The organism is Bacteroides sp. OF04-15BH, assembly GCF_003477995.1.
Taxonomy (GTDB): domain Bacteria; phylum Bacteroidota; class Bacteroidia; order Bacteroidales; family Bacteroidaceae; genus Paraprevotella.
In genome coordinates this window covers 37726-52838 of record NZ_QUEM01000028.1, presented here as the reverse complement: position 1 = coordinate 52838, position 15113 = coordinate 37726, and the positions used below count along the sequence as shown (strand labels likewise).

The 15113-nt window shown below is 49.2% G+C and carries 14 protein-coding genes and 2 tRNA genes; 8 read left to right on the top strand and 8 right to left on the bottom strand.

Annotated elements, in window-relative coordinates:
• Window positions 1–121: 121 nt before the first annotated feature.
• From DXA74_RS12185 to DXA74_RS12160, 6 genes are read right to left on the bottom strand one after another with little or no spacing between them, the layout of a single operon-like run.
• Entirely contained in the window at window positions 122–433 is a 312-nt protein-coding gene (locus DXA74_RS12185) for a hypothetical protein (RefSeq protein WP_118527986.1), read from the bottom strand.
• Window positions 434–435: 2 nt separating this feature from the next.
• The gene (locus DXA74_RS12180) at window positions 436–1023 is read right to left on the bottom strand and encodes a manganese efflux pump MntP family protein (protein WP_118527984.1); all 588 of its coding nucleotides are present in this window, start codon (window positions 1021–1023) and stop codon (window positions 436–438) included.
• Window positions 1024–1041: 18 nt separating this feature from the next.
• Entirely contained in the window at window positions 1042–1749 is a 708-nt protein-coding gene (locus tag DXA74_RS12175; RefSeq protein WP_147401108.1) for a DUF6048 family protein, read from the bottom strand.
• A complete protein-coding gene (locus DXA74_RS12170) occupies window positions 1706–2203 on the bottom strand; it encodes a DUF6452 family protein (protein WP_118527980.1) in 498 nt (165 codons plus the stop codon). Before DXA74_RS12170 ends, DXA74_RS12175 begins: the two co-directional genes overlap by 44 nt.
• 1 nt (window position 2204) lies before the next feature.
• Window positions 2205–3161, bottom strand: a complete 957-nt coding sequence (locus DXA74_RS12165) for a glycosyltransferase family 2 protein (protein ID WP_118527978.1) — start codon at window positions 3159–3161, stop codon at window positions 2205–2207.
• 21 nt (window positions 3162–3182) lie between these two features.
• Window positions 3183–3731 (bottom strand): DUF4199 domain-containing protein, encoded by a 549-nt coding sequence (locus tag DXA74_RS12160; RefSeq protein WP_118527976.1) that lies wholly within the window; start codon window positions 3729–3731, stop codon window positions 3183–3185.
• Window positions 3732–4035: 304 nt separating this feature from the next.
• On the opposite strand from DXA74_RS12160, the gene DXA74_RS12155 reads away from it, so the two are divergent.
• The 3 genes from DXA74_RS12155 to DXA74_RS12145 all read left to right on the top strand — a co-directional run bounded on the left by DXA74_RS12155 (window position 4036) and on the right by DXA74_RS12145 (window position 6619).
• A tRNA-Thr gene (locus tag DXA74_RS12155) sits at window positions 4036–4109 on the top strand.
• 49 nt (window positions 4110–4158) lie between these two features.
• Window positions 4159–4875 carry a hypothetical protein gene (locus DXA74_RS12150; RefSeq protein ID WP_118527974.1) on the top strand — a complete coding sequence of 239 codons (717 nt, stop codon included), beginning with the start codon at window positions 4159–4161 and terminating at the stop codon, window positions 4873–4875.
• 85 nt (window positions 4876–4960) lie between these two features.
• Window positions 4961–6619, top strand: a complete 1659-nt coding sequence (locus DXA74_RS12145; RefSeq protein WP_118527972.1) for an amino acid permease — start codon at window positions 4961–4963, stop codon at window positions 6617–6619.
• A gap of 131 nt (window positions 6620–6750) precedes the next feature.
• Here DXA74_RS12145 and DXA74_RS12140 read toward each other — a convergent pair whose 3' ends face one another.
• Window positions 6751–8139, bottom strand: a complete 1389-nt coding sequence (locus DXA74_RS12140) for a sodium-dependent transporter (RefSeq protein WP_118527970.1) — start codon at window positions 8137–8139, stop codon at window positions 6751–6753.
• A 37-nt stretch (window positions 8140–8176) separates the two neighbouring features.
• Window positions 8177–10750, bottom strand: a complete 2574-nt coding sequence (locus DXA74_RS12135) for an endonuclease MutS2 (RefSeq protein WP_118527968.1) — start codon at window positions 10748–10750, stop codon at window positions 8177–8179.
• A gap of 161 nt (window positions 10751–10911) precedes the next feature.
• On the opposite strand from DXA74_RS12135, the gene DXA74_RS12130 reads away from it, so the two are divergent.
• The 5 genes from DXA74_RS12130 to DXA74_RS12110 all read left to right on the top strand — a co-directional run bounded on the left by DXA74_RS12130 (window position 10912) and on the right by DXA74_RS12110 (window position 14756).
• A tRNA-Ser gene (locus tag DXA74_RS12130) sits at window positions 10912–10996 on the top strand.
• 87 nt (window positions 10997–11083) lie between these two features.
• On the top strand, window positions 11084–11698 hold the full coding sequence (locus DXA74_RS12125; RefSeq protein ID WP_118527966.1) for a TetR/AcrR family transcriptional regulator: 615 nt from the start codon (window positions 11084–11086) through the stop codon (window positions 11696–11698).
• Window positions 11699–11957: 259 nt separating this feature from the next.
• Entirely contained in the window at window positions 11958–12650 is a 693-nt protein-coding gene (locus DXA74_RS12120; RefSeq protein ID WP_147401107.1) for a hypothetical protein, read from the top strand.
• 143 nt (window positions 12651–12793) lie between these two features.
• The gene (locus tag DXA74_RS12115; RefSeq protein WP_118527962.1) at window positions 12794–13591 is read left to right on the top strand and encodes a DUF1266 domain-containing protein; all 798 of its coding nucleotides are present in this window, start codon (window positions 12794–12796) and stop codon (window positions 13589–13591) included.
• A gap of 22 nt (window positions 13592–13613) precedes the next feature.
• On the top strand, window positions 13614–14756 hold the full coding sequence (locus DXA74_RS12110) for a hypothetical protein (protein ID WP_147401106.1): 1143 nt from the start codon (window positions 13614–13616) through the stop codon (window positions 14754–14756).
• Window positions 14757–15113: the final 357 nt, after the last annotated feature.

Below are 15113 nucleotides of genomic sequence, written 5' to 3'. Positions count from 1 at the left end.
TTCTACTTCTCAAATCCGCCATTTTCGCATTTCCTCACGAATGCCACAAAAAGCCAACGACTGCCACAACCACTTGAAACTCAAAACAAAAGCTCAAATCTGCTATTTTTTGCTTTTTTAGTCATTCTTTTTCCGAAAAATCCTGAATCATGCGGTAGATTCGGGCGCTGATGGTGTCGGGCGGAAGAGTTGCGGTGCTGTCGTTCTGCAAAGCCTGCTCCATGCCCTGACGGATCTTTTCCAGCTCGGCCTTCAGGGCTTTCTGCTGCTGGAAACTGCCCTTGCAGGAGATGGAATAGGTGACGCCACCGATGCTGCCCTGTTCCTGCCATTGCGACGGTCCGTTTCCTTTCTGGGTCAGTGTGTAATAGGTGCCCAGAATCAGAAACAGCAGAAACGGGATTTGCCAGCTTAGTTTCTTTAAGTTCTTCATCTTTACGCTTCGCTTAAATGTTCTATGAGAATCTTGATTCCGATGCCAATGAGAATGATGCCGCCCAATGCCTCTACCGGGAACTTGATTCTTTTTCCGGCAAAGATTCCGATGCCGAGGCCCAGCAGGGTGAACAGAGAAGAGGCCAGGGCAATGATCAGACAGGCGGTGTAAAGACGCATGCTGCTCAGGGCAAGGAAGGCAAATGATACGCCTACGGCCAGCGCGTCAATGCTGGTGGCTACAGCCATTGTAATGAGGTTGCGTGTGCGGAGCAGACCTTTCTTGCAGGCGGAGCATTCTTCCTCATCCTCTTTTGGGCGGTATGCTTCGTAAACCATCTTGCCGCCGAGATAAGCCAGCAGGGCGAAAGCAATCCAATGGTCTATGGGACGGACGATATTGCTGAACAGAGAACCGCCGTACCAGCCGGCCAGAGTCATGCCTCCCTGAAATATTCCGAACAGGAAAATCATGGCAGTCATAGGGCCGCGTACCACTTTTTTCTGCGCCAGTCCGCAAGCAATGCTCACGGTAAAACAGTCCATGGCCAACGCTATAGCCAGGATGATGATTTCAAGAATTGTCATTTTGTCTGTTTGTTGCTTTTAGATTTCAAAGATCAGGTTGAAGGTTCCACCGAAACAGGTCGTGCCGTTTTTGCCGAATCCCGGCAGATACCACGGTCCTCCCTGGTGGTTTACGTGCTGGGTGAATCTGGCTTTGTATCTTAGATTCCATCCCATCTGGATGAATTTCCAGATTTTTGTTTCCAGGCCGAACACCACTTCGCCCCACTGTGCGCTTCCCGGTTCGTTGTCCAGATGAAAGGGGAGAGGCTGGTTCCAGACGGGGTCGCTGTACGAGCCGTCGATCAGGTCGTAGCGGAATCGTGTGAAACCGTAGCGTACACCGGCATACAGACGGTTGCCGTTTCTCTTTTTGGTGAAATTATAGTCCAAGCCGATGCGCATATACGGAGCATTGGTGCGGGCCGTCTTGTCGGTCTCCTCGGAAGTATAGTCCGAGAAACCGTATCCCAGCTCGAAAACCGGGAAATATTTCTCCTTGAAATTGAGGCGTAAGGCCGCCTCCACCTGTGAGTAGTCGCTGTGAAACGCTTTCATGGCTGCACCGACCAGGTCGGCCGAAACGGATATGCCACAGAAAACCGGTACCTTTTCCGGTTCGGCACTGGCAATGACCTTCTCTACCTTTTGGGTGGAGGTGCCTGTTTCTGTATTTTGTGCGTTCGCAGGAATAAAGGCTGCGCTACTCAGTAGTATAAAACACGATCTTAAAATTTTCTGTAGCATTGTAGTCAATGTTCGGATTTACGATTTGTACCGTATCAATATAGCGGTGGGTAGACCGGATGGCCTTGATCTGGTGGAAGGTCACAGTGGGGCATTCCGGTGCTTCGAATTGCTGATAGCTTTCTTTGGTAATGATAAGCGTATCATAAACCACGCGGCCGTTGTCGTTGGCATAACGGAGCGACAGTGTGTCGGTCGGTCGCGCATAGCTAAGCGGAATCTGAATGCTTTGTGCCGAGACATCCCGGTTTATCAGCACCGAGTCGGTACCGACGGCTGTAACCGTGAGTGTGTCCAACAGCTGAATCGCTTCGGTTCCTCCCTCCGACATCCGGTAGAAATTGAATTGGGCCATCACCGTGTTGTTCAGCGGGCAAGCCGTTTCGTTGCAGGATATGAAAGTGGAGCACAGAAGTCCTGCGCTCCATATTGCTATTTTTTGCTTGATAGTCATCCTAGATTTCTTTTTCTATCTGGTAATTGTTTCTTTCAGCAGAGTTACGGGATACCAACTCGCCGATGAATCCGGCCAGGAACAGTTGGGTTCCGATAATCATCATGGTCAGGGCGATGTAGAAATAGGGCGAATCCGTTACCAGACGGTATGGCTGTCCGCTGTGCAGGGCATACAGTTTGTCGACACCGACAATGACTACGGCCACGAAGCCCAAAAAGAACATGATGGAGCCCAGCAGACCGAAGACGTGCATCGGCTTCAGACCGAAGCTGCTCAGGAACCACAGTGAAATCAGGTCCAGATAGCCGTTGAAGAAACGGTTCCAGCCACCGAATTTGGTGCTTCCGAACTTGCGGGCCTGATGATGGACCACTTTCTCGCCGATTTTCTTGAATCCCGCATTCTTGGCCAGATAGGGGATATAGCGGTGCATTTCTCCATAAACCTCAATGTTCTTCACCACCTCCTTGCGATAGGCTTTCAGTCCGCAGTTGAAATCATGCAGGTTGTGAATGCCGCTTACCTTGCGGGCTGTGGCATTGAACAGCTTGGTCGGGATGGTCTTTGACAGCGGGTCATATCTTTTCTGCTTATAGCCCGACACCAGATCGTAACCGTCTTCGGTAATCATGCGGTAAAGTTCCGGGATTTCGTCCGGTGAGTCCTGCAAGTCGGCATCCATGGTGATGACCACGTCTCCTTCCGCCTTCTTGAAGCCGCAGTACAGCGCCGGGCTTTTTCCGTAGTTCCGGCGGAATTTGATTCCTTTGACGCAATCGCCTCCATTCTTCTGTAATTCTTCGATTACATTCCAGGAGCGGTCCGTGCTGCCGTCGTTCACAAAGATGATTTCATAAGTGAATTTATGCTCGTCCATGACTCTTTTGATCCATGCATACAATTCCGGCAGGGATTCTTCCTCATTATATAGAGGTACGATAACAGATATGTCCATATAATTAAAGTAGTGAGTATTTTATTGTTTGATGATTTTTTTTCTTCTTCCCAGTAAGGCGGTCGGCAGAGACAGGAACAGTCCCAGGAACAGATTGTAAACCAATAGCTGGAAGGTCATCTGAATCGGAGTGATGCTGTAGAGCAAGTCAATCATGTCCTGCACCAGATTCGTGTCTCCGCTTTGCGGTAACATTTGCTGGAGCAACTCCTGATATTCGGGAGCCGTAAGCATCTGTTCGTAGGTTTGGGCCAGCGTGCCGTGGTCCATATACTCAAAATAAATGTATTGCACGACTGCCGTGAGCAGTGCGGCACACAAATATAATGTAATGGCCATCCACCAGGCCTTGCCGAAGGTCAGCGCCTGGCGCGCATTATGATAGTAGCGGATAATGTTTCCGGCCACAAAAACCGAGGCGATACCCATCACCAGACCGATGTCTGCAAGGAATGGGGTGGTGAGCCCGCCCATATAAGACAGGAAACTGATAATCCAGCAAAGACCTACTATGGCGCCATATTGTCCGGCGTATGTCCGTGCCTGCTGATAATCGAATGTATTGTCCATTTTCTATGAATATTTGAATACGCCCACAAAGGTAGTAAAAAAAAGCAGAAAGCCATTATTTGATGCTTTTTTTTTGAAATGCACAAATGGTTGATTATGAGAAGTGTTGCTGGATTATACCGGTGAAGGAGAAATTTTTTTCGAAAAAAAACTCCCAAAAGTTTTGCAGGATTAATAAAAATGCCTACCTTTGCAATCGCAAACGGGAAAGTCCTGTACGGCCAGCTCCCTTCGAATCCCCCAGGGCTTGATCGCAGCAAGGGTAGTTGGTTGTAGCGGCGCGATGCAGATTGCTTTCCCACCCGCCTCTTTAGCTCAGTTGGCCAGAGCACGTGATTTGTAATCTCGGGGTCGTTGGTTCGAATCCGACAAGAGGCTCAAACTAAGAATGAGGCGAAACTTCAAGTTTCGCCTTTTTTGTTTCTTTATGGCAAGAGAGAGAGCATATAATCCGGTGTTGCATCAGCGTCTGTCCGCACTCATTCAGGCGGCGGACCGGGAGGCGTTGCTTTCTTTTCTCGATTCCCTGAGTCATTCTTCTTTTCGGACTGTAGGTTCCATTCTGTCGGCGCAGATTCTACCTGGGCTGTCGGAAGACCGTTACTGGGCATTGTTCTACGACTTGTGTCGTTATAATTCCAAGGCTTTTCTGATCACTTTCCTCAAGGCGGCTCCTGCGCGTCTGTCAGCCGGCGGTTTCCGTTTGGATCATCCCGGTTTCCAGCAGGTATGTGCATATTGGAACGAGCATCAGTGCGATATTGACAAGCGGAAGTTTTTCCTGAATGTTTTTCCGTTGCTGACCCGTCAGGACCAGGCGGAAGCGCTGATTCATGCTCTGGTCTTTGCCCGTGCCGAGGATTTGCTGGAACTGCTGTTGCGCTGTGACATCACGGTGCTGGGCGGTTTTGTCCTTTTCCAGACGCTGCGTCAGCTGGAGCATGAGAAAGAACTCCTGCACCGTTGCTGCGTGTTTCTGATGAGGCGTGGCGACTCCCTTTCTTTCAATTTGGTCAGTTTCTTCAAGTCCTATTTTGATTTGTCCGACTTGAAGGGAACCTTCTCGCTCCGCCTTTCTTCCTACCAGTTGGGCTATGTGGAGCGTTCCTTTGATGCCTTTGCAAATATGTTGCAAAGCATATAATGCCCTTTTTTCTCATTTTTTGATTCCGTCTCGTTCTTCTTTTTCTATCTTTGCCGCCATTCTATTAATTAAATACTAAACCTAGATGGGATTATTTGCAAGAAAGAGTATGGAACAGCTTCTGGCCGAAGCCAATGAAAGCGGTTCTAAAAGTTTGAAAAGAGTGCTTGGACCGTGGAGTCTGATCGCTTTGGGAGTTGGAGTGATTGTGGGCGCCGGTCTGTTTTCGATAACCGGCACCGTGGCGGCGGAGTATACCGGTCCGGCCATTACCTTGTCTTTTGTCATTGCGGCGTTAGGCTGTTGCTTTGCCGGATTGTGTTATGCGGAATTTGCGTCCATGATACCGATTTCTGGCAGTGCCTATACCTATTCGTACGCCACGATGGGCGAATTGATAGCCTGGATTATCGGATGGGATCTGGTGCTGGAATATACGGTGGCCGCCACGACGGTCAGTATCAGTTGGAGCCGTTATTTTGTGGTCTTTCTGGAAGGGTTGGGGATCACTCTCCCGCAGGCGTTTACCGCCTGTCCCTGGGACGGAGGCATCATCAATATACCGGCCATGCTGATTGTCATCCTGATGAGTATCTTCCTGATACGCGGCACCGAGCAGAGCTCTATCTTCAACGGCATTGTGGTGTTCCTGAAAGTTTCCGTAATTCTTATTTTTGTGGTGTTGGGTTGGCAGTTTATCCAGACCGATAACCTGACTCCATATATTCCCGCCAATACGGGAGTGATGGGAGAGTTCGGCTTTTCCGGTATTCTGCGCGGCGCGGCTATTGTGTTCTTCGCCTTTCTGGGATTCGATGCCGTAAGCACCGCGGCTCAGGAAACGCGCAATCCGAAACGCAACATGCCGATAGGCATCCTGGTGTCGCTGCTCGTTTGTACCATATTATATATCCTGTTTGCCCACGTGATGACGGGTGTGGCCCACTACAGTCTCTACGAAGGTCAGGAAGGTATTGCTCCGGTGGCAGTGGCCATTGAGCACATGGGAGTGACCAATGCGGCCGGTGATTTTGTACCCTCTTATCCCTGGTTGAACAAAGCCATTATTCTGGCTATTCTGTTCGGTTACTGCTCTGTGATTCTGGTCACTCTGATGGGACAGAGCCGTGTGTTCCTGAGTATGAGTCATGACGGGCTTCTTCCGCCTTTCTTTTCAAAGATACATCCACGTTTCCGCACACCGGCGCACAGCAATTTCCTTTTCATGATTCTGGTAAGTTTGCTGGCAGGACTGATTCCGGCGCGTGTGGCGGGAGAGATGACCAGTATCGGCACTTTATTGGCATTTACGCTGGTGTGTGCGGCCATTCTGATTGTACGCAAAACCATGCCCGATGCTCCCCGTGCCTTCAAGACACCTCTTGTTCCGCTGGTGCCGATTCTCGGTATCCTTACCTGCCTGACCATGATGTGTTTCCTGCCGGCCGATACCTGGATCCGTCTGGTGCTCTGGATGCTTATCGGTATAGATGTCTATGTATGCTACGGATTGAAGCACAGTCATCTCGAGCCCGATAATCCGAACCGGAAGGGCGTGCAGATACTTTATTTCATAGGCTTGGTGCTTGCTGTGCTTTGTGTCGTGACCGGTTTGTGGCATCAGCAAACCGTAGGGTGGAATGAAAATAAAATCTTGTTGTCGGTGTCCTTCATTTTTGCTGTGACTCACTTTGTGTATTATCTGCTGAAAATATGGAATCACGTGCAGGCTTTCCGGCAGTAACTGCAAGATGTTTTAGCCGGTTTCCGAACGTCTGAAAGACGAATAAACCGCTTATAAAAGAACTCTCCTTCTGAATCCGGATTCAGAAGGAGAGTTCTTGTTTTTATCAGTCTGTAGTTGTCTTCGTTCATTTAGAAGGCCAGCCAGCCCAGTTCGTTCAGGAAGATGAGCAGGATGCCCAGCGGAGCTACGAAACGCAGCAGGAACAGGAAGGCCTTGAAGCCATAGAAGCGGATGCTTCCCTTGTTGGTCAGCTCGTCCCAAAGAATCTGTCGGTTCAGGAACCAGCCCGCGAAAATGGCAATGAAGAATCCGCCCACCGGCAGCATCCATTTGGCCGTTGCATAGTCGAAGAAATCAAAAAGCGTCATGCCGCCGATGGTCCATTCCGATCCGGCTCCCAATGAAAGAGAGCAAAGAGTGCTGAGCACGATGCATACAATGGTGACCAGGGTGGCGGCTGTTTTGCGCGACAGATGATGCACCTCGCTGATGTATGCCGTGATCACCTCGTGCATGGAGATGGTTGATGTGAGTGAAGCCAGCACCAGCAGGAAATAAAAGAGGAACGGCACCAGATAAGAGAGCAGCGGCAGTCCGCCAAATACGTCTTTAAAGATATGCGGCAGCGCTACGAACACCAGTTTGGGACCTTCGGTCGGTTCCATGCCCGGCACGGAGAATACGGCCGGAAAGATAATGATACCCGCAATGATAGCCACCATTGTGTCGATGCCGGCCACACTGAAAGCCGTTTTTCCCAGGTTGACATCCTCTTTAAAATAGGAGGCGTAAGTACACAGACAGCCGATTCCCAGAGAAAGCGAGAAGAAAGCCTGTCCCATAGCCGACAGTACCACACCCGGATCGATTTTGCTGAAGTCCGGCTGGAAGAGAAAGCGCAGTCCGTCGGCTGCTCCTTCCATGGTCAGCGCGCATCCGGCAAGCAGCAGCAACAGGATGAATAGAACAGGCATCATCAGTTTGGAGAACCGTTCAATACCTTTTTCTACACCTAATACCACGATGATATGTGTCAGCAGCATGAACCCGATCAGATAAGCCACCGGCGCATAGGTGCCGGTCACGAAGCTGTTGAAATAGTCCGTAAATACATTCGGGTCGCCGCTTTCGCTCATCCGGTTGAATCCGTTGCCCAAGGCACACACCGAGTAATTGGCAGTCCATCCCGCCACCACATTATAGAAGCTCAGAATCATGGTTCCGGTGACGACGCCCAAGCGTCCGATCCAATGCCATTGTTTCTTTCCCGGCGCCAGTTTTTCAAAAGCCGTGGCCGCATTGGCGTGCGCATGCCGTCCGATCATAAACTCCGAGAGCATGACCGGCAGTCCCAGGAGCAGGATGCAGCAGATGTAGATCAGGATGAAAGCCGCTCCGCCGTTTTCTCCTGTCTCTGTGGGGAAGCGCCAGATATTGCCCAATCCCACTGCCGAACCGGCCGAAGCCAGAATGATTCCTAATTTACTCGCAAATTTACCTCTAGGTTTAGTTTCCATACATTCATTCAGTTTATTAAGTTTGTGTTGTTATGATTCAGACCAGATCCACTACCGTGATGCCTGCGCCGCCGAACTGCACATGCTCGTCGCGGAAGCTTTTCACACCCGGTGTAGCGTTCAGATACTGTCGGATGAGGGTGCGCAGAATTCCCGAGCCGGTTCCGTGCAGGATGCGCACGCGGCTCATGCCCACCAGGATGGCATCGTCGATGAAATACGTCACCGCCTGTATGGCCTCATCGCCTCGCATACCCCGCACATCCAAGTCCTGCTTGAACTGCAGTTTCCGTTCGTACACGGCATCCTGAGTCTGTTTGCTGACATACGTGATGGCCGGAGTTTCTTTCTTTTCCGGTGCCTGAGCCGCTTCGAGACGGTCCAGTTTCACATTCGTGCGCATCACGCCGAAGGTCACAATCGCATTCTTTCCGTTCACCTCTTCGAGCACACCGGTGGTGGTCTGTCCCTTGATGCGTACATAGTCGCCCGGCATCAGAGCACGTGTTGCGGCGGTTTCAGTCGTCCGCGTCGTGCTGCCCGTTTGGGTGCGTGCCGCCTGTCCGTCCGTACCGTTTTCCTTGTTCTTCTTTTTCTCCGCCTGCCGTTTCTGGCGCTCCATAATCTGCTTCATCTTCCGCTCGATGCGGTCCTCCTCCTGCTTCTTTTCGAACTCGCGGAGTTTGTTCTTGAAGTCGTTCAGATCCTGACGGATGTCTTTCGTCTTCTCCTTTTCGGCCTGGATTTCACGAATGCTCTTGATGGTTGATTCAATCTTGGCATTCGATTCCCGGATCAGCTGTTCGGCCTGTTCCTTGGCCTGTCGGATAATCTCCTTGCGGCTGCGGTGCAGTTCTTCGATTTCGGCTTCGTAGCGGGCGATGGTTTCCTCCATCTGCTTTTCTTTGCGATGGATGTTCTGGCGTTTGTTTTCCCAGTACTTCTTGTCGCGCACGATGTCCTGCAAATATTTGTCCGCATTGATATATTCCTTGCCCACGATGTCCGATGCGTCCTGAATCACCTCGTCCGGGATTCCGATCTTTCGGGCAATTTCCACGGCGAACGAGCTGCCCGGGTTGCCGATCTGCAACTGGAACAGCGCCTGCATGTGCTGGCGGTCGTAGAGCATGGCTCCGTTCACCACACCCTCGTGGTCCTCGGCAAAGTGTTTCAGGTTCTGATAGTGCGTGGTAATCACACCGAAGGCCTTCTTCTGGTTGAAGCGGCGCAGCACCGCCTCGGCGATAGCTCCACCGATTTGCGGTTCCGTACCGCCACCGAACTCGTCGATCAGCAGCAGAGTGGTTCCTCCGCAGAACTTCATCATATTCTTCATGTTCAGCAGGTGGCTGGAGTAAGTACTCAAGTCGTCCTCGATGCTCTGCTCGTCGCCGATGTCGATAAACACATTGGTGAAGATACCCGTTTTCGAATTTTCACCCATCGGTACGGGCAGACCGCATTGCAGCATATACTGCAACAGACCCACTGTTTTGAGGCATACCGACTTACCGCCGGCATTCGGTCCCGAAATGATGAGGATGCGCTTGGCCGATGTCAGTTCAATATCCAGCGGCACCACCTTGCGGCCCTGTTTGGCCAGCGAGAGCTTGAGCAGCGGATGCTCGGCCAGCGTCCAGTCGATGAGCGGTTTGCCGGCAATCTGCGGTGTGATGCCACCAATCTGATGAGCCAGGTGCGCCTTGGCACGGATAAAGTCCATTTCGGCCAGGAACTCATACGAATCCAGAATCTCACGGGCATACGGGCGCACCAGAGCGGTGAATTCCTGCAGAATGCGGATGATTTCGCGGCGCTCTTCCGCCTCCAGCTCACGCACCCGGTTGTTGGCTTCCACCACTTCGGCCGGTTCGATGAATACGGTCTTTCCGGTGGCCGACTCGTCGTGTACGATACCCTTGATCTTTCGTTTCAGCGCCGGAGCCACGGGAATTACCAGCCGGCCGTCGCGCAGGGTAGGGGCTACGTCCTTCTCCACCAGTCCGTCCTGCTTGGCATTGCGCAGAATGGCTTGCAGACTTTTGGAGATGCCGCTTTCCGTCACCACAATCTCGCGGCGGATGCGCGCCAGTTCGGGCGATGCCTGATCCTTTATCTTGCCATATTTGTCCAGAATCTCGTCAATTCTCCGTGCCAGATGCGGGAAAGTCATCACCTCGGCAGCCAGACGGTGCAGCGCCGGATACTTTCCGTTGTATACCGTTTCGCGTACTTCGCCGTTCTCCTCGTCCTCATGGCAAACCTCTTCTTCGCCCTTGTGCAGGAAGCTGACGATGCCCGCGATTGTTTCCAGTGAGCGCTTCAGGTCGAAGAGTTCCTGCTCGTCCAGATACGTACCCTCGATGCGGATGCGCTTCACCGAGTCGCGCACATCAAAGAAGTATTGGTCCGGAAAGAGGTCTTCCTCCTCCATGATGCGCAGAAATTCGCGGGTGTGTTCCTGCTTTTCGCGAATCTGCTTCACATCGGTCAGAAAAGTCATTTGGCCCACGCGTTCCTTACCCAGAGAGCTCAGGCATTGCTGCTGGAGCAGGGCACGGATTTCGTCGAAACCTATTTTCGTTTCAAAATTTTGCGGATAAATCATATCAATATCTTGTTATTTCTTTGCAAAGATAGTGCATGAAACGCTTTTTGCCACTATTTTTTGCCTACTTTGCAAAAAAAATCGCCGAAAAGTTTGCAAGTTCAGAAAAAAGCCGTACCTTTGCATCGCTTTCGAAAAACAAAGCCTTCTTAAAGAAGTTTGGAAAGGTGGTAGAGTGGTCGATTACAGCGGTCTTGAAAACCGCCGTGCTGAGAGGCACCGGGGGTTCGAATCCCTCCCTTTCCGCGGAAAGAACAAAAGGTGGTCAAATTTTTGATCACCTTTTTTGTTTTTCTCCATTGCAGAATATTCACCCCATTACGATTGCAACCAATGAAAACAAACAGGGAAGCTATCTTGCAGCATGCTCTTCAGCTTTTTATGTCCATGAACTATGAGCGTGTCAGTTTGCAAATGATTACCAAAGCGGTAGGACTTTCGAAAACCGGTATATTCAATTATTACCCCACGAAGCAGGATCTGTTTATTGCCGTGATTGACAAATACCTGTTTCATGCGCAGAATCCCGAAAACAAATACGGTCTGTCTCACGCCAGTCTGGCCGACTTTCTGGAGAATTATGTGCGGGGAGTGCGTCGCACTATGGAAGGGATTGTTGCTTTGGGAAGCCTGCAAAAAGAAACGATGCGCGAAGAGGCGGCCAATGCCGGATATTTTCATCTGTTCCAGCAAGCGTTGTTCTACTATCCCAATGCTCAGGCCAAACTACGTGAAGTGTTCGACAGTGAGTATCATCTGTGGCATTCCGTGCTTGGTCAGGCTCGCGATCAGGGAGAAATCAAGGCAGATACAAATGTGGAAGAAGCCACAGCCCTTTTCCGTCAGGTATTTGTGGGATTGTCTTATGAAATGTCATTTTTTGAAGGATTGGATGTAGAAGTTCTTCAAAGACGCTTCCAATATATTTATTCGTTGTTAAAAGCATAAGGATATAAACCAGTATTATATAAAAAAAGCAAAATATGAACGGTCGGTCATATTTTGCTTTTTTGTTTTTCTATATTTGCCGTCATAAAAGTTACCGGTCGGTCATTTTTATAAAAAACGATGAGATCTCTGCTTTCTTTGCCGGTTCTGATTATAACTTGCAGGATGCATATTTAATGGCGCGCGACGTATTCTGAAGATGATAGTTGGGGCTTGTTGTAGGAAAGCAGAAAGTATGAACCTTTTAAACATTCGTATCATGATGACTAATTTAATGAAATCCTTTTTTGTAAGCTCTGCTGTTCTTTTGGCTTTTTCTGCATGTTCTTTGGGTGGTGGAGGCATGGATATGTCTTCCGAAGAGACGGTTTTCAAAGTAAAGGAAGTCGTTGCCGAGTATGTGAACCTTCAGGAAAACAAATTGTATGAGTTGAAGTGGTCGGAGCGTCAGGATGAGAAGAAGCTGAAAAATGAACTGGGCGAGATTTATATCAGTTTTGTCAATCAGGACGATCAAAGCTTTTATCAGATTATCTCTTGCGAGGGTGGAGAGTTCAAGGCCGACGACGCCCGTCCCGCAAAACGTGCGGTTTCGTATGAACTGACGGAAAGCCTTCCTTTGGATTCCATTACTCCTGCTTATATTCAGAGTATGACGGCCGAAGGCAAGAAACTGTTTTCAGAAACGGAAGGTAGCGAGCAGTATGAATTCAAGTCTGTTGAATTCTACCGTTTCTCTATGGATCCGGTTTATAAGGAGAGCGTAGGAAATATCATGGGTGGTTTTCCTTTGAAAAAAGAAAAGAAAAATGAAACGATGCACTTCTATATGGACCAGAATTATCTGAAGAAAGGAGAAGAGAGCGAGATGCATGGAAAGCACCTCTGGACCAATTATTATACCATTTCCTTCAAGTTGGATGACAACGGAAAGCTCACACTCTTTTCGTAGGGTTGCCTGACTGCATAATTTCTTCTTTATTCGCAAAAGAATGAAATAAAGTTTGTTTTAATCAATAATCTCAAATGAATTAACTGATTTGAATTACATGGCGTTGTCATGGCGCAGATGGATTCTTGTAAATGCAGAAGCGTATGAGTATTGAATTTTATGTGATGTCCACCATAATGGGTGTTTCTTTATTAGTTTGGCTCTACCGGAAAGGTAAGCGAACCATAGCATGGGTGCGCAAGGTACGTCGTGCGTTCCGGGGAATATGTTTTAATTCCAATTCAACTTTGAATGAGGAGCGTTGCCGGAAAATAGCGATCGGTGCGTTATATGCAGCGCAGCAGGGAGCTTATCAGAATTCTTTGGAAACCGGGATTCGCGATGTGTTGCCTCAGATTTTGGGCGAATGGTGGGGTATTTCCGGTACCGTATCGGCTCGCAAGGAACTGGATTATCTCTGTGAGAAAGGTTATCGTTATTACTATCCCTTCCTTCTTCAGGCCTTTCACGAAGAAGATGAGGAACGTCAAGAAGCCATTTTTCAGGAGAATATGACCTCGCAGGAGGATTATGACAAGATTATCTACCTTTATCAGAATTTGTGTGAAACGTATGACGAACTGATCGATTGTCATGTGATTTCCGGTTATGAGGATCTGGTTCGCTTTGGGGTGACCGGTTGGGATGCCGGACGTATCTGTTTTCTGGCGCGTGCCTGTTACGATATGGAATATATTTCAGAGGCTGAAGCTTGGAGTTATATAGATCGTGCCTATGTATTGGCACATCAGGAGTGTGCTTCATGGCAGGATTTGGCGATGAGTTATATCATCGGACGTTCGCTTTGGGGAGGAAAAGAAGCCTATAACTCGGTGATGAAGAGCACAGCTGACGAACTGTTGTCGGTAGAAAAGAGTCCGTGGGTGCGCTATGCCTGGTAAAAAAATCTAAAACGAAACGCCTATGAGGAACTATCTATTGCTGATTTTGAGCATCCTTTTTATGGGATACCTGCCAGTCCTCGGACAGTCGGATTCCGCAGGATTCAGTTCGAAAAACTTTTTCATGGAAGAAGATTCCGTGAAGCCGGATTTTCTGTTGCTCCTGTATCCGCATCAGGCGGTCGAGGACACGGCATACTGCAACCTCTCCGTCTATCTGCCCAAAACGCTTGAAGAAAGGTATGTGCGGATATATTTGGAATGCGACCGGACACCCGATAATGTTCCCCCGGTACTGGTGGTGGACGGACGGGAGATGAAGTGCACCAGTAGAACTTCTTCGTTGTCTATACAGAACGGAGTGAAAACACATCGTTATGGCTACTGGTATCATTTTGAACCTGTAGACAACGGATCCTTTATCTGCCGCACCCGGAATCTCACTTTCAATCAGGTGAGTTATGATGACAAACTGCCCTTCTCGGTAGCTTCACTGCCCGAAGGTGCCGGACGTGATTTGTCGGCTGTCAATCTGATTCTGGTGATCGCGATTTGTTTCGGTTCCGGTTATCTGATATTGTGGCTGCGTTATCATCGTGAATCAGATGAAGGGCTGGCTACTTTTGTGTTGCGTACGCAGCGTTTGCCTTTGAGCGTTTCCTGGGCCTCGACGCATTTTATGGCCCCGCTTTTGTTGTTTGGTGTGGCGGCATGCCTTATTTTATCTCCTTTTCTGACTAATCTGAAAGAGGCGCGCTTTGCCATATTGGACTACCGTATGGGAGCCATTTTCTTTATGTTGTCACTGGGTTTGTTCCTTTGTTTCATTCAGAATCGTAAACTTCGTTTTCGGGAGGTGCCGACTACGCTGAACGATGACGAAATCTTTGAGGCTTTTAAATCAGTGGGGATGAAAAACCGGTGGACGCTTGACCATGCCGGGATGGATTGTCTGGTGGCGCACACCAACCGTACGTTCTGGACTCCTACCTGGGGGGAACAGATTTTTCTGGTTTTCGATCAAGGTAGATTCTGGATTAACAGTGTGAACGATCTGACCGAACGCAGTTGTCTGTTTTCCTTTGGGCGTACCGAGCGTAATATGAAACTGGTGATAGAGGCCGTTCGGAACCGAGAGCAGATTCCGACAGAAGTTCCGTCCTGACAAAATGTATTTTCTTTCGTTTTCAGATTCCGGTTTTTGGTCGCAGGGCGGAAACCGGATGCATTTGGGGCATTCCTGAAAAATGCTGTTAAGGAATAAACTTTTGGTTTACAGCAGAAAATTGCAGACTTGTTAAAGTAAACCTTTTATAAAACCGTTGGATTTCAGTATGCCGAAATCCATACTTTTGTGCCGGAAAATGAAATGGTCTCCATGAATGCAACCGTTCATGGAGACCATTTTCTTATTTCATCCCGTACATTTTTTTACTGCATGCAGACAGATTCGCAGGAATCATGTCCTCAAAATAGCATGAAAAGTGCATAAATACTGCATAAAACGCCTCTTGTTTTGCAT

What these genes read in the sequence shown, in the direction of transcription:
- DXA74_RS12185 (WP_118527986.1), bottom strand. Translation starts at nt 433, where the DNA reads ATGAAGAACTTAAAGAAACTAAGCTGGCAAATCCCGTTTCTGCTGTTT.
- DXA74_RS12180 (WP_118527984.1), bottom strand. Translation starts at nt 1,023, where the DNA reads ATGACAATTCTTGAAATCATCATCCTGGCTATAGCGTTGGCCATGGAC.
- DXA74_RS12175 (WP_147401108.1), bottom strand. Translation starts at nt 1,749, where the DNA reads ATGCTACAGAAAATTTTAAGATCGTGTTTTATACTACTGAGTAGCGCA.
- DXA74_RS12170 (WP_118527980.1), bottom strand. Translation starts at nt 2,203, where the DNA reads ATGACTATCAAGCAAAAAATAGCAATATGGAGCGCAGGACTTCTGTGC.
- DXA74_RS12165 (WP_118527978.1), bottom strand. Translation starts at nt 3,161, where the DNA reads ATGGACATATCTGTTATCGTACCTCTATATAATGAGGAAGAATCCCTG.
- DXA74_RS12160 (WP_118527976.1), bottom strand. Translation starts at nt 3,731, where the DNA reads ATGGACAATACATTCGATTATCAGCAGGCACGGACATACGCCGGACAA.
- DXA74_RS12150 (WP_118527974.1), top strand. Translation starts at nt 4,159, where the DNA reads ATGGCAAGAGAGAGAGCATATAATCCGGTGTTGCATCAGCGTCTGTCC.
- DXA74_RS12145 (WP_118527972.1), top strand. Translation starts at nt 4,961, where the DNA reads ATGGGATTATTTGCAAGAAAGAGTATGGAACAGCTTCTGGCCGAAGCC.
- DXA74_RS12140 (WP_118527970.1), bottom strand. Translation starts at nt 8,139, where the DNA reads ATGGAAACTAAACCTAGAGGTAAATTTGCGAGTAAATTAGGAATCATT.
- DXA74_RS12135 (WP_118527968.1), bottom strand. Translation starts at nt 10,750, where the DNA reads ATGATTTATCCGCAAAATTTTGAAACGAAAATAGGTTTCGACGAAATC.
- DXA74_RS12125 (WP_118527966.1), top strand. Translation starts at nt 11,084, where the DNA reads ATGAAAACAAACAGGGAAGCTATCTTGCAGCATGCTCTTCAGCTTTTT.
- DXA74_RS12120 (WP_147401107.1), top strand. Translation starts at nt 11,958, where the DNA reads ATGATGACTAATTTAATGAAATCCTTTTTTGTAAGCTCTGCTGTTCTT.
- DXA74_RS12115 (WP_118527962.1), top strand. Translation starts at nt 12,794, where the DNA reads ATGAGTATTGAATTTTATGTGATGTCCACCATAATGGGTGTTTCTTTA.
- DXA74_RS12110 (WP_147401106.1), top strand. Translation starts at nt 13,614, where the DNA reads ATGAGGAACTATCTATTGCTGATTTTGAGCATCCTTTTTATGGGATAC.